Below are 13354 nucleotides of genomic sequence, written 5' to 3'. Positions count from 1 at the left end.
CGCTTTGCCCAGATGTTGTGATTATTCGTTGACGGCACCTTCGGGAGAGCCGTTGGTGCCAATGTGCGCACACCCTACATTCATGCGCTCAAGTGTCAATGCGCAGGCGAGGTAAATTGCCAAGAAAAGTTAGTATTTCCGCGAATGATTTGCCAACTCAGTTAATAGTGCGACTGGCTGCCCGTAGGAAGTCATCCCGATTTATCTGTGTCAGTTGTCCCGAACACAGGCAAGGGCAAATGAAACCGTCAGCCCGACCTGCGGGGCAAGGTACCGGACCGCGGATTTTTTCACCGTCAGGCCGACACGGCTTCGCGCGAGTAAAACATCTCGTAATCGGCCCGGTATCGCCGCTTCAGCTTGCGCAGGAGCCCCTCGTCGCCAAAAGCCTGCAAGGTGGGCCGCGAAGCGAAATGCGAAGGTTGGTAGGAAGCTGCCGGAAGGGGGCTGCCGCCCAGCGCGTGTTCGCAATAGAAGTCGGCGAGCGATTGCTCGAAGTTCTCGACATGCCACACGACATCGGCGGTGAGGACGCCCTTGTAGGTCAGGGAAGCGGACTGACTGCGGAATAGATTGTCGGCTTCCAGGTCGGAAATGCTCGCAATCTGGGACACGAATGCGTCCGCGGACATGGCATTCGTGAAATACCGTTCGGCATAATAGGCCGGAATCGGGTCGGAATTCAGGATGATCTTTTCAAAGCAATAAGCGATGCGATGCGCCGGGTCCTGCACCCAGGCGACGACTTTCATTTCCGGATATCTGCGCTTCAGCTCCCGGGCCGTCAGCAGTTCCACATCGCCGTGGAACAGCAACCGCTCGGTACCCTTGGTCGGGCAGGTGCCGACGCCAGCCCGTGACAGCAGGGCTTCGGTGCCGGCAAGCCTGTGAAGCAGGGGCCGGAGCAATTGAAACGCCGGTTCGGCGACACGTGCATAGGCCAGGCCATGCTTCGGGAATGCGAGATATACATGATTGCGCAGCGGACGGATCCGCTTGTCGAAAATGGAATAAACCCGGTTTAACATTGTACTTTTCCGACCGGTCGATCTGGAAGGCGCGGAGCTGAAAGTGTGTGCGGCAGCCTGCCGATGCATCAAACAACCGGTAATTTACCCGTTGTCGGGGTCAAATATCAAGATCTTCGGCGAATTCGGCATTATCCTGAATGAACCTGAACCTGGCCTCCGGCTTGTTGCCCATGAGGCGCTCCACCGTGTCATTCGTATCGGCGATTGTATCTTCCGCAACAACAACCTTCAGCATTGTCCTCTTGCTCGGGTCCATTGTTGTTTCCTTGAGCTGCGCAGGCATCATTTCGCCGAGGCCCTTGAAGCGCCCGATCTCCACTTTCGACTTGCCCTTGAAGACCGTGCCCAGCAACTCGTCCTTGTGGGCGTCGTCCCGCGCATAAAGTGTCTTGCCGCCCTGGCTGAGCCTGTAGAGCGGAGGAACGGCAAGGAACAGATGACCGGTGCGGATCAGTTCGGGCATCTCCCGGTAAAAGAACGTGATCAGCAGCGAGGCGATATGGGCGCCGTCGACATCCGCATCTGTCATGATGACGATCTTTTCGTAACGCAGATCGCTGTCGCGGTACTGGGAGCGGCTGCCGCACCCGAGAGCCTGGACAAGATCGGCCAGTTGCTGGTTGGCGACCAGCTTGTCGCGCCCCGCATTGGCGACATTGAGGATCTTGCCGCGCAGGGGCAGCACCGCCTGGTTCGAGCGGTTGCGCGCCTGTTTGGCAGAGCCTCCGGCGGAGTCTCCTTCCACGATGAACAATTCCGTGCCGTCCGCCTGATTGGCGGAACAGTCGGCGAGCTTGCCCGGCAGGCGCAGCTTGCGCACGGCGGTCTTGCGCGCCACATCCTTTTCCTGCCGCCTGCGCAGGCGGTCGTCCGCGCGGTCGAGCACCCACTCCAGAAGTTTGTTGGCCTGATTGGGAGAAGCCGTCAGCCAATGGTCGAAGGCATCGCGGACCGCGACTTCCGTGATGCGGGTCGCCTCGTTGGTCGACAGCTTGTCCTTGGTCTGGCCGACGAACTCCGGTTCGCGGATGAAGACAGACAGCATGCCGCCGGCCAACGTCATCACGTCGTCACCGGTTATGATCGAGGCCTTCTTGTTGTTTGTAAGTTCGCCATAGGCCTTCAGGCCGCGCAGCAGCGCATAGCGGAAACCGGCTTCATGCGTGCCGCCTTCGGGAGTCGGCACCGTGTTGCAGTAGGAATTGACGAACCCGTCACCCGCGAACCAGTTGACCGCCCATTCGACGGAGCCGTGCTTTCCGGCATTGTCGGTGCGCCCGGAAAAGACCTCGTCGACGACACGCCGTTCGGTTTGCAGACGCTCTTCGAGAAAGTCCCGGAGGCCGCCGGGAAAATGAAAGACGGCTTCCGCCGGCGTTTCGTCTTTTTCCGGTATCATGTCGGGCGTGCAGTGCCAGCGGATCTCGACACCGCCGAATAGATAGGCCTTGGACCGGGCCATCTTCAAAAGGCGCGCAGGCTTGAAGTGCGCCCCCTTGCCGAAAATCTGTTCGTCCGGCTTGAACCGGACCTGCGTGCCGCGCCGGTTCTGAGTGTCACCGACCAGCTCGATCGGCCCCTGTGGCTGGCCGCGGCGGAACACCTGGCGGTACAGCTTGCGGCTTCGGGCCACCTCGACGACGAGTTCCTCGGAGAGCGCGTTGACCACGGACACGCCGACGCCGTGAAGGCCGCCGGATGTCTCGTAGACCTTGCTGTCGAACTTTCCGCCGGCATGAAGGGTGGTCATGATGACCTCGAGCGCGGACTTGTCCTTGAACTTGGGATGCGGATCGACAGGGATCCCGCGTCCGTTGTCCGTAATGGTCAGATAGCCGTCGCTTGTCAGGTTGACATCGATCCAGGTCGCGTGCCCGGCAACGGCCTCGTCCATGGAGTTGTCGATGACTTCCGCGAACAGGTGATGAAGCGCCTTTTCGTCGGTTCCGCCGATATACATGCCGGGGCGCCGTCTGACAGGCTCAAGTCCTTCCAGGACCTCGATATCGGCCGCGGAATAGTCATCGGGCACTTCCACAGGTGCAACGGAACGTGCTTTTTGCGGCTTTGGAGCGGGCGGGTCTTGCGCAAGAGGTGCGGAGACCGCCGCGTTGCCGGCAAATAGATCGTCTTTTGAACTCATTCCGTGTCGCCTGCCGTATCGCCTGTTGAATGCTGGGTACCGGTTTCCCGATGATCAGCGCTGTTACCTACACCGAATCGAGAGAGAGTTTGAAGGACAAAGATAGAACGGGAAAGGTTTTGAGCCAAAAGCCCCCGTTTTCAACAGACCTGAAGCGGAATTGTCGGCTCCGGCAACCCTTCGTCAACCCGGGCATGGTGTGATGAGCGGGAACCATCGGGAGAGGGGTATATCGGAATGTGCCAATTCAGCAACACTTGCCGGCAGAGTCATTCGCGGCATGGCCGAATACATTCAATTGCCCATGTTCGGCCATTTTTGGCGGTCACCCGTTAACATGAATTAAGTCGGGCCATGCATGAGGGACCGCCTCGATCAGGGCGGCGCCTGAACCTAAAGACCCGGAATTGATCCAAGTTGGGCGCAAAGCAGCCCAACTTAGAACGAAATGATCGGCCATCTTGGGCCAAACCGGAAAACGACCCTGAAGGGCCTGGCCTGGCAGGGGTGAGAGACTTCAAATGCGCATGGCGCGGACAAAAAACAAGAGTGTCCGTCGGAAGGACAAGTCGTTGCCGACGGATAATTGTGTGACAGGGATGCTCAACAAAAGCACGATGCTTCGACGCATGGGCAAGGCCGGAACTGTGCTCGGGGCGTTGATTGTCATCGCACTTGCCGGACCGGCGGGTGCATTCGACGGCCAGCCTGCGCCGCACAGGACAATCGGTCCGGACGACCTGTCGCCGATGGAAGCCCTGCGCGCAGGGGCACGCCAGTACTATTCCGGCGACAAGACAGCCGCCCTCGGTTCGCTGCAATACGCCGCCGAGAATGGCGAGCCCATGGCCGCCTGGAAGCTCGGCGAGATGTATGCCAAGGGCGACGGCGTCAAGGAAGACGACCTGAAGGCATTCAAATATTACAGTCAGATCGTGCGGGAACATGGCGACGACCGTCCGGATGCGCCGGATGCTCCTTTCGTTTCCAGTGCGTTCGTTGCACTTGGCTCCTATTACCTGGACGGCATAGACGGCGCCATCCCGAGAAACGAGGCCAGGGCAAGGCAGATCTTCACCCATGCCGCCTCTTATTTCGGCGATGCCGGCGCCCAGTACGAACTGGGCCGGATGTATCAGAGCTCAAATTATCGCATGGCCGTTCGCTGGTACAATCTGGCCGCCCTGAAAGGGCATGTCGGCGCCCAGGCACGGCTCGGGGAAACGCTTTACGCCATTGGCACGTCGGACAAGAAGAAAGCGCGCGGGCTGATGTGGATGACCGTTGCCCGTCAGCAGGCCCAGGGAACCGAGGCGGCGTGGATCAACACCATGCATGAACAGTATTTCGCCGTATCGCCGGAACCCGTTCGCCAGATGGCCCGTTCGCTGGCCGATGGCTGGCTGCAGCAGAACCGGCCGGAACGTCCTCACCGCGCAGCAACTGCCTTCTCAATAGCCGTCACACCGTTCACAACCGGGGCCTGTCGGCTCCGCCCGGGAGCCCGGACGCACCGGCATGTGCACGGCTGAAATCCGCATGAAGAAGGCCGGTCTCGAGCCGGGGCGGCGTCCACGGTGTTTCGGGTGGGTGGTCGCCATCGTGCCCTGGCACCCGGCTGACCGGGCAGGGGGCATCGCTCAATTTCCACGATGTGTTGTTCAGGACCATGTCGCAGGTTGCCATGCGCATTCCGTCCGGACTTTTCAGGCAGATGGAATCGCCCAGCCCGTAGTCCGCGCCCTGGTAGCGGCAGGTGCATGAAACGTTCTGGGCAGCGGCGAAAGAGCCGCCATAAAACACGAAAACAACAAGCTGCACCGCGAACAGCAGGCGAAAGAAAATCGCCGATCCAAGCGTGCCACGCCCGGCCAGCGCCGTCCTTTCAGGCGGTGCCGACCCGTATTGTCCGCATGTCGCGCGCGCGGACGTTGAGCGCTGTTGCGTTACCCCATGATCGCAAAAGCCTAGCACGGTCGCGGTCAACCGCAAGTCCGGGCGCGAAAAATCGAGCCGACGCAGGGTGCGCTGGCATTTGTTAGGTTGTTCGACACCTCATGGGCAGCGTCAGGAAAAGCGACCGGACACAAGCCCGCGCCTTGCATTCTTTCCTGGCAACTCGTCGAGATTTGACGCGCGATTTCAGTCCGATAATTGACTTCGCGACCTAGGCCGCAAGCTCAACCCAGACCGGGACATGATCGGAGGGTTTTTCCCAGCCGCGCACAAATTTGTCGATCCCGCAGCCCGCCATTCTGTCCGTCGCCTGAGGCGACAGCAGGATATGATCGATGCGGATGCCGTTGTTCTTCTGCCAGGCGCCGGCCTGATAATCCCAGAACGTATAGGTTTCCGGCGCTTCTGTTGTCGCACGGACGGCCTCGGTCAGGCCAAGATGGGTGAGGGCACGGAAGCGTTGGCGGCTCTCGGGCTGAAAGAGGGCGTCGTCGACCCAGTTGTCCGGGTTCCGGGCATCGATCCGGTCGGGGATCACGTTGTAGTCGCCAAGCAGGACAAAGGGGATTTCCTCCGCCAGGCGTTTTTCGGCATGGGCAATGAGCCGGTCCATCCATTCCAGCTTGTACGGGAATTTTTCGGTTCCGAGCGGATTGCCATTGGGCAGATAGAGGCAACCGAAACGGATATCCCCGCGTTCGGTGGAGACACTGGCCTCGATATAGCGGGCCTGTTCGTCGCCGTCGTTTCCGGGAAGGCCGCGCTGAACGTCCAGAAGCGGTTGCCTGGAGAGCAGGGCAACACCATTGAAACCCTTTTGCCCGTGGGTTTCGACAACATACCCGAGGTCCTCGAAAACCGCCCTGGGAAAGTTTTCGTCGACCGACTTTATTTCCTGAAAACACGCGACGTCCGGTGACGTTTCCTTCAGCCAGTCCTGCACGGTATCGATGCGGGCCTTGACGCCATTGATGTTCCAGGTCGCGATTTTCATGGGCGGGAGGCCTTGTGGACAGGAGGGACGGCGCAGCCGGCCGGAAATTCAAGATGCAGGACAATCAAGCGATCATGTCGCATGGTGTTCTTGTGCCGGGAACCGGAAACCGGCGCGCACCCGGGTCAGATCGTGAAACTGGTTCCGCAGCCGCATCCGGCAACCGCGTGGGGATTGTTGATCTGAAAGGACTGGCCAATCAGATCGTCCACGAAGTCGATTTCCGAACCGCCCATATACTGCAGTGAAACGGAGTCGATCAGAACCGTCGCCCCCTGTTTCTCGATTGCCAGATCATCCTCTTCCCTGGCATCGACCACGTCATATTTGTATTGCAGCCCGGAGCAGCCGCCGCCTTCGACACTGACCCGCAGCATGCTGCCCGCCGGTTCTCCGGACAAAATTGCCGCGATGCGCTTGGCAGCGCGGTCACTGACTGTTACTCGATTTTCAAGTGTTTCGGTCATGTTCTGCCGACTCGCTCGTTTCCCGCACTCGCGGGCGAATGAAACCTGATTTGTTCAGATAAGTATGTTTTGGAACTGCCCGCGTCAATGCAGGCCGACAGGCCACGATGGCATCGGGCGCCGAAATACGCTGAGAACCATGGCTGGAAGCAGATGAACGCCGATATCGGATATGGGGCTCAGGCCCGCGCAGCCTACGCGGAAAATCCCGCCGCAAGCCGGGGGCGGCTGTACCCGGAACCGGAAAGTCCGACCCGGACGCCCTTTCAGCGGGACCGGGACCGGATCATCCACTCCTCCGCATTCCGGCGCCTCAAGCACAAGACACAGGTTTTCGTCTATCACGAGGGGGACCATTTCCGCACCCGCCTGACCCATACGATCGAGGTCTCTCAGATCGCCCGGTCCCTGGCCCGCGCCTTGCGTCTTGATGAGGATCTGGCGGAAAGCCTGGCGCTCGCCCATGATCTTGGCCACACGCCCTTCGGCCACGAGGGCGAGGATGTGATGCATGACTGCATGGCGCCGTTCGGCGGGTTCGATCACAATGCCCAGTCCATCCGCGTCGTCACCCAGCTCGAACAGCGCTATGCGGAGTTCGACGGACTGAACCTTGCCTGGGAGACCCTTGAAGGCCTCGTCAAGCACAACGGCCCCCTCATCGGAGCGGACGGGGCACCGCTCGGCAAGTTCAAGGACGGCGAATTGCCTTTCGCGATCCGCGAATATGCGACCCGGCAGGACCTGTTGCTGGACACCTGGCCGAGCGCGGAGGCGCAGGCCGCGGCCATTGCCGATGACATCGCCTATGACGCGCACGACTTGGATGACGGTCTCCGGGCCGGCCTTTTTGCCATAGAAGACATGCGCGCAGTGCCGTTCCTTGCGAGCATTCTGGAAGAAGTCGATGGCCGTTATCCGGGTCTCGAGGAAAGCCGGCGGATCCACGAGATCGTCCGCAGGTCCATAACCCGCATGGTGGAGGACGTGATCAGGGAAGCCGTGCGCAACATCGAGGAGATAGCTCCGAACAACGTTCAGGATATCCGGATGGCGGGACGATGTCTCGTCGGCTTCTCAAGGGATATGGCCTTGCAGGAAAAGGCAGTGAAACAGTTTCTGTTCGCGCGGGTCTACCGGCATGCGGATGTTCTGGCCGTTCGCCGGGTTGTGGCAAGAATCGTCCGGGATCTCTTCGAAAGGTTCCTGGCCCAGCCGGAGACCATGCCGAAGCCCTGGAATGTCGGCCTGGAGGACTTGAACGAAAAGGAGGTCGCGCGGCGGGTATGTGACTATATCGCCGGCATGACGGACCGCTATGCCATTGAAGAGCACCGCAGATTGTTTGACGATACTCCCGATTTGGGGTAGGCGCTTGATCAACTTTGAAGCCCTGTGGCGCCGAGGGGCGGCTCCCTCGCTGCGCACGGGGACTTTGTGTTTGAATTGCAGAACCCGATCGGTGACCCATGAATATCTTCGCGGACTTCACAAAACGCGTCAGAAAAATCCTTCAAGACCTTGACTTGAAGGATGCAAACGGATCTGCGCCAGATCTGTCTCGCGTTGTTGTCGAAGCTCCGCGCGATCCTGCTCACGGCGACCTGGCCACGAACGCGGCGATGGTTCTTGCCAAGCCGCTCGGACTGAAGCCGCGCGATCTGGCCGAGCGGCTGGTGTCTGAACTCAACGCCGACCCGGACATCACGGAAACCTCCGTTGCCGGGCCCGGTTTCATCAACTTGCGGGTCGCTCCGGCTGTCTGGCACCGCGTTCTGGCAAGTGTTCTCGACCTGGGTGTCGATTTCGGGGCACAGACCAAGTCGCCGGCACCAAAGGTAAACGTGGAGTACGTCTCCGCCAATCCGACGGGGCCGATGCATGTCGGGCACATTCGTGGCGCCGTGGTGGGAGATGCTCTGGCCAATCTTCTCGCGTTCGCCGGCGATGAGGTCGTCAAGGAATACTACATCAACGACGCCGGTTCGCAGATCGACACGCTCGCACGCAGTGCCTATCTCCGCTACCGCGAGGCGCTCGGGGAAGACATCGGTGACATCCCGGCAGGACTTTACCCGGGCGATTACCTGAAGCCTGTCGGTGACCAGCTCAAGACCGAATTCGGTGAGAAGTTGAAGGCCATGGACGAAGCCGCCTGGATGCCGGTCGTCAAGGAACGCGCGATGGCAGCCATGCTTGATCTTATCCGGGAAGATCTCGCAGCGCTCGGTGTCGAGCACGAGGTGTTCTATTCCGAAAAGACGCTTCATGAACGCACGGGCAGGAACGGATCGAAAATCGACCACATGCTGGACACGCTCCGGGACAAGGGTCTGGTTTACCAAGGCACGCTGCCGCCGCCCAAGGGGCAGGTTCCCGAGGATTGGGAAGATCGGGAGCAGACACTGTTCCGGGCCAGTGATTTTGGCGACGACACCGACCGCGCGCTCAGGAAATCCGACGGATCCTATACCTATTTCGCGGCGGATGTCGCCTATTTCCAGGACAAGTTCGAACGCGGGTTCAAGGAAACGATTTACGTGCTCGGGGCTGATCATAGCGGCTATGCCAAGCGCCTCCAGGCCGTCGGCAAGGCGATTTCAGGCGGCAGCACCGAGGTCATTGTGCGGTTCTGCCAGCTTGTCAAGCTGATGCGTGACGGCGAACCGGTGAAGATGTCGAAAAGGTCGGGAGATTTCATCACGCTGCGCGATGTTGTCGACGAGGTCGGTTCCGATCCGGTCCGCTTCATGATGCTGTTCCGCAAGAACGACGCGCCGCTGGACTTCGATTTCAAGAAAGTCACCGAGCAATCGAAGGACAATCCCGTATTCTACGTTCAGTACGGGCATGCCCGGTGCCGCTCCGTGCTGCGCCAGGCGGTCGAGGCCGGAACGGCGGCCGACAGCACGGCACTGGCAACAGCCGATCTTGCGCTGCTGGAAGACAGCGGCGAGTTGGAGCTGATCGCGAAGATGGCTGAATGGCCGAAGGTTGTGGATGCGGCGGCCGAAACACATGAGCCTCACAGAATCGCTTTTTATCTGCATGAATTGGCGGGATCTTTGCATGGCCATTGGAACAAAGGCTATGAATTGCCGCATTTACGTTTTATTCAGGCCGGTAACTTGAAATTAACCCTGGCGCGTCTTGCTTTGGTTCAGGCAGTATCTTTGGTGCTTGCTTCAGGATTATCGATTCTTGGCGTCAACGCCCCTGAAGAAATGCGTTAGGCTAAACGTCGCTGCCGCAGACAAAATGTTGGTTAAAAGTACCGAAGTGGACCGGTTTTCGCAAAGCTCATGGCACAAGACTACGAAACAAAGCGATCAGATTTGCAGGCTTCGCGCGATAAACCGGGCGATAACCTGACGGCTGCCGAAGATCCGCTGGTCGAGCTGGCGCGGATTGTCCACAAGAACAAGCAATCGGGGGCAAATGTGAGCAGTGGCCGCGTCGGCAGCACGGACTACTTCGCAGGGCTTGAGGAACGTCGCCAGCAAGGACGATGAAACCGCGGCCGAAATCAGCACGCGCCAGGAGCCGACCTTCGCTTCACAGCCGTCCGCAAGCCAGGACCCTGCCGGGCCGGCCTTGAGTGCCGATACGAGCACACAATCCGTATCCGGCGGGATGCAGGTGGCTTCCGAAGCCGGCGACCAGGAACCGTTTTTCGAAGCGCCATCCGAGCCTGCCACGGGCAGATCCTCGCATCCCTCGACACTCTGGCCGGAAATCGGCCAATCCGGTTCGGGTATCGATCTTCCGGAGGTCTCGGGTCAGGTGGCGACCGGGCTTCAGCCGGCGCCGCTTGAAAGCGCTGCCGTTGACGGTCCGACCGCCTATTCCGAAGTTCCGGACTTTGCCTCGGCAGTCGAACCTTCAAGTCTTGCGCCGACGATATCTATCGACCTTGAGCAAAACCTCTCCGCCGAACTCGAGGACGAACTTATCGGTGCGCTGCGCCAGTCGGTAGATGAAGTGCAGCCGGGCGCCGAAATCCCGGTCGAGCCGATTGCTCCTTACGCCGCTGAGGGAACGGCATACCCGGCCACCGATCAGTATGCGGGATCCTATCGCGTTGACGCAGGTGCGCCTGTCGCCGCTGCCGCGACGCTTGAAACCGGTGCCAGGGACATGGCGGCGGAAAACCGGATTTTTGACCGGGAAGACCGGGTCTCTCCGAGCCGGGGGACGGAACGGTATATGCCGTCCGGTCATCACGAACCTCGCCTGGACACGCCCGTGCAACCGCCCGAACCGGTTTCGGCGCAGCGTCCGCGCATCGATGAAAACGATCTGTTTGCCGCCTTGAACCCGGTACAGAGCGATCCGGTCCCGGAGCAGGAGCTTTCGCCGACGGCGCAGAGCGGTGATCCGGCCGGAATTGAAGCCCTGTTTGCCGACCTGGATTTCCCGTCACCTTCCGAAAGGAAGACCGGTGCCCAGGAAATCCAACTCTCTCAGACGGCCGGGTCGACCGACTTGTCGGCACTCGACGAGATGACCTGGCCTGCCGCGGCTGCGGCCGTACCGCAGACCGAGGCGGAAGAAACACCGCCGCCGCCCGAGGGCTACGATCTCGATGCGGTCGCCAGAGCGATGCAGGAGAGCGACCCGAGCTTGACAGGTGCAGGCGTGCTGCCGCCCCATTCCGCCGCAGAGACAGGCGCCGTTCCGCACGCGGGTGAAAAGTCGCGCCGTGGAATGGTGGTCGCTGCGGGTGTGCTTGGCGTCGCCATACTCGGTGCAGCCGGGTTCTTCATGCTCGACGGGGACTCGGTCTCCGTGCCAAGCGGACCGCCTCCGGTCATCAGCGGCCTGCAGGAGCCGCTCAAGGTCTTTCCCGAGGACGCACCGGCTCCCGCGAATGACCAGACCGCGAAACTCGATTACTCGCGTGTCGACGGGTCCGGCGTGACCGGGCCTGACAGACTGGTTCTTCCAAACACGCCGCAACCGGCCGAACTGCCGCCGGCTCCGGCCGACACCAACGGACGTGCTGAACTGGCTCCCGGAACACCGAAACGGGTGCGGACCGTGATCGTGCGACCGGACGGCACTTTCGTTTCCGAGAACGAACCTGATCCGTCCGCGGCGACCGTGCCACCGGTCTCCGTGCCGGCGGACGCGAGACCGGTCCAGACCGAACCGGTCGTTGCCGCCCCCGGAGACAGTCCGGCCGCGGTGGCCCAGCCCAGCCTGCCTGTGCCGGCAACAGTTCAGACCCCAGTCGTTTCCGGCGGTGCGGACATCGCCGAAACCGCGTCTGCGGTTACCGCTGCGCCTGTGCCGGGTGTCCTGCCGCGCAAGAAGCCGCCGGTTCCGCTCCAGGTTGCCGCTGCGCCGCCTGCTGCCGTTACCACGCCCGCGCCGACTGCGACCGACACCGGACCGCTCAATCTGTCTCAGCAGGCGGCAACGCCTGCCGCTGCGGCACCTGCGGGGGCATCGGGATCGATCGCGTCGGGCACCTATATCGTGCAGGTCACGTCACAGCGCTCCGAATCGGCGGCAACGGATGCCTATTCGGGCCTGCAACGCCGGTATCCAGCCATCCTCGGTAACCGGAATGCCGTGATCGTCTCCGCGAATGTTCAGGACCGCGGCGTGTTCTACCGGGCGCGGATCCCCGCTTCATCGCGCGAGGAAGCGGTGTCGCTCTGCGAAAGTCTGCAGGCAGCCGGTGGTGATTGTTTCGTTCGCAGGCAGCCGTAGCGGGTGAAGAATTCCATCCGGCCGAAGATCTGAACCAGGCTTGGTGACGCCGCTATTGCGCGGCGGCCGCCGGAAATTCTGACGCTGTTCCCGTCAATTCTGGCGAGAGGGAACGATAGACCTGTGCAATCGCGTCCATCGCCGTTCGAACCGCGGGTTCCCGTTTCAGGTCCCGATGCACGATGATGTGTTCCGCATTTGTCAGTTCGGGCAGCGGGTCGGTTAGCCTTGTCAACGTGCGGTTCTGGTCTCCCATGAAGGCGGGCAGCAGTGCCAGCCCGGCGCCGGAAGCGGTCATGTTCATGAGCGTTGTCATGGTGTTGGAGCGAAATTTCGGCCGTTCCTTCAAACGGCATTCCAGCCAGCGCATATGTGAGGGATACCAGAGATCGTCGGGGGCAAAGCCCAGCCATGTGCAGTGCTCGTAACGGTCGTCGGTCCGGGACGCGGGATGGGCATCGACGTATGTCCGCGACCCGTAGACGGCATAAGCAAGGTCACCGACCTTGCGGGCGATCAGGGTGTCCGTTTCCGGCAGGCAGTTGCGGATCTGCAGTTCGATGCTGCGGGACTGGTGATTGACGAGGCCATGACTGGATATCAGCTCCAGTTCGACGCCATCCAGCAGCTCCGTCAGCGTCGAGAACCGGTCCGTGAGCACGCGCGCCCGGACTTCGTCCACGGCCACCCTGACCACCTTGAGCGCGGAAGCCGCCAGGTCCGGCAGGATACGCGTGGCCGCCTCCGCCTGTTTGCGCATGTCCTGCGCGAGCGGGATCAGGCGCAGGCCTGCTTCCGTCGGCTTCAGCCCTGTCGGTGTCCTGTCGAACAGGCGCGCGCCTATCCTGTCCTCGAAACTCTTCAGTCTGCGGCTGAGCTGTGGCTGGCTGATATCCAGTGCCTTGGCCGCGCCGGACAGGGACCGCATGCGCGCTGCGGCATCGACAAGTTTCAGGTCATCCCAATTCATGCCCGTGATATACCAAAACGCAGTCCGAGCGGCAATGATATGCGAATATGCATGCCCAATATGGGCATTTGGGGG

General features: G+C 60.9%; 10 protein-coding genes. 5 read left to right on the top strand and 5 right to left on the bottom strand.

Translation table 11 applies throughout. From position 1 onward, the window contains the following. Positions 1-296: 296 nt before the first annotated feature. Together AC0VX3_RS15765 and parE are read right to left on the bottom strand one after the other, a co-directional pair. Positions 297-1028 (bottom strand): sulfotransferase family protein, encoded by a 732-nt coding sequence (locus tag AC0VX3_RS15765; RefSeq protein ID WP_475521306.1) that lies wholly within the window; start codon positions 1026-1028, stop codon positions 297-299. A gap of 100 nt (positions 1029-1128) precedes the next feature. Then, positions 1129-3174: a DNA topoisomerase IV subunit B gene (parE, locus tag AC0VX3_RS15760; RefSeq protein ID WP_475521305.1), complete on the bottom strand. Its 2046-nt coding sequence runs from the start codon at positions 3172-3174 to the stop codon at positions 1129-1131. Between the two features lie 599 nt (positions 3175-3773). Between parE and AC0VX3_RS15755 the strand changes: the two genes are divergently transcribed. Next, a complete protein-coding gene (locus AC0VX3_RS15755) occupies positions 3774-4706 on the top strand; it encodes a tetratricopeptide repeat protein (protein ID WP_475521304.1) in 933 nt (310 codons plus the stop codon). A 635-nt stretch (positions 4707-5341) separates the two neighbouring features. Here AC0VX3_RS15755 and xth read toward each other — a convergent pair. Continuing rightward, positions 5342-6124: an exodeoxyribonuclease III gene (gene xth / locus AC0VX3_RS15750; protein WP_475521303.1), complete on the bottom strand. Its 783-nt coding sequence runs from the start codon at positions 6122-6124 to the stop codon at positions 5342-5344. A gap of 125 nt (positions 6125-6249) precedes the next feature. Next, positions 6250-6591, bottom strand: coding sequence for a HesB/IscA family protein (locus tag AC0VX3_RS15745; RefSeq protein WP_342894842.1), 342 nt, complete (start codon positions 6589-6591; stop codon positions 6250-6252). A 153-nt stretch (positions 6592-6744) separates the two neighbouring features. On the opposite strand from AC0VX3_RS15745, the gene AC0VX3_RS15740 reads away from it, so the two are divergent. The 4 genes from AC0VX3_RS15740 (at position 6745) to AC0VX3_RS15725 (ending at position 12309) form a co-directional block, all read left to right on the top strand. Next, positions 6745-7962, top strand: coding sequence for a deoxyguanosinetriphosphate triphosphohydrolase (locus tag AC0VX3_RS15740; RefSeq protein WP_475521302.1), 1218 nt, complete (start codon positions 6745-6747; stop codon positions 7960-7962). Between the two features lie 98 nt (positions 7963-8060). Next, positions 8061-9824, top strand: a complete 1764-nt coding sequence (argS, locus tag AC0VX3_RS15735) for an arginine--tRNA ligase (protein ID WP_475521301.1) — start codon at positions 8061-8063, stop codon at positions 9822-9824. A gap of 69 nt (positions 9825-9893) precedes the next feature. Further along, on the top strand, positions 9894-10103 hold the full coding sequence (locus AC0VX3_RS15730; protein ID WP_475521300.1) for a hypothetical protein: 210 nt from the start codon (positions 9894-9896) through the stop codon (positions 10101-10103). Next, positions 10075-12309 (top strand): SPOR domain-containing protein, encoded by a 2235-nt coding sequence (locus AC0VX3_RS15725; protein WP_475521299.1) that lies wholly within the window; start codon positions 10075-10077, stop codon positions 12307-12309. The genes AC0VX3_RS15730 and AC0VX3_RS15725 overlap by 29 nt, the downstream gene beginning before the upstream one ends. Positions 12310-12361: 52 nt before the next feature. On the opposite strand, the gene AC0VX3_RS15720 is transcribed toward AC0VX3_RS15725, so the two are convergent. Next, positions 12362-13279: a LysR family transcriptional regulator gene (locus tag AC0VX3_RS15720; protein WP_475521298.1), complete on the bottom strand. Its 918-nt coding sequence runs from the start codon at positions 13277-13279 to the stop codon at positions 12362-12364. Between the last annotated feature and the right edge of the window lie 75 nt (positions 13280-13354).

It is taken from the genome of Roseibium sp. QJM3NY_11, assembly GCF_056173175.1.
Note: the sequence above shows the minus strand (reverse complement) of the source record. Positions and strands in the feature narration are given on the sequence as shown.

What these genes read in the sequence shown, in the direction of transcription:
- AC0VX3_RS15740 (WP_475521302.1), top strand. Translation starts at nt 6,745, where the DNA reads ATGAACGCCGATATCGGATATGGGGCTCAGGCCCGCGCAGCCTACGCG.
- parE (WP_475521305.1), bottom strand. Translation starts at nt 3,174, where the DNA reads ATGAGTTCAAAAGACGATCTATTTGCCGGCAACGCGGCGGTCTCCGCA.
- AC0VX3_RS15765 (WP_475521306.1), bottom strand. Translation starts at nt 1,028, where the DNA reads ATGTTAAACCGGGTTTATTCCATTTTCGACAAGCGGATCCGTCCGCTG.
- AC0VX3_RS15730 (WP_475521300.1), top strand. Translation starts at nt 9,894, where the DNA reads ATGGCACAAGACTACGAAACAAAGCGATCAGATTTGCAGGCTTCGCGC.
- AC0VX3_RS15755 (WP_475521304.1), top strand. Translation starts at nt 3,774, where the DNA reads ATGCTCAACAAAAGCACGATGCTTCGACGCATGGGCAAGGCCGGAACT.
- argS (WP_475521301.1), top strand. Translation starts at nt 8,061, where the DNA reads ATGAATATCTTCGCGGACTTCACAAAACGCGTCAGAAAAATCCTTCAA.
- xth (WP_475521303.1), bottom strand. Translation starts at nt 6,124, where the DNA reads ATGAAAATCGCGACCTGGAACATCAATGGCGTCAAGGCCCGCATCGAT.
- AC0VX3_RS15720 (WP_475521298.1), bottom strand. Translation starts at nt 13,279, where the DNA reads ATGAATTGGGATGACCTGAAACTTGTCGATGCCGCAGCGCGCATGCGG.
- AC0VX3_RS15745 (WP_342894842.1), bottom strand. Translation starts at nt 6,591, where the DNA reads ATGACCGAAACACTTGAAAATCGAGTAACAGTCAGTGACCGCGCTGCC.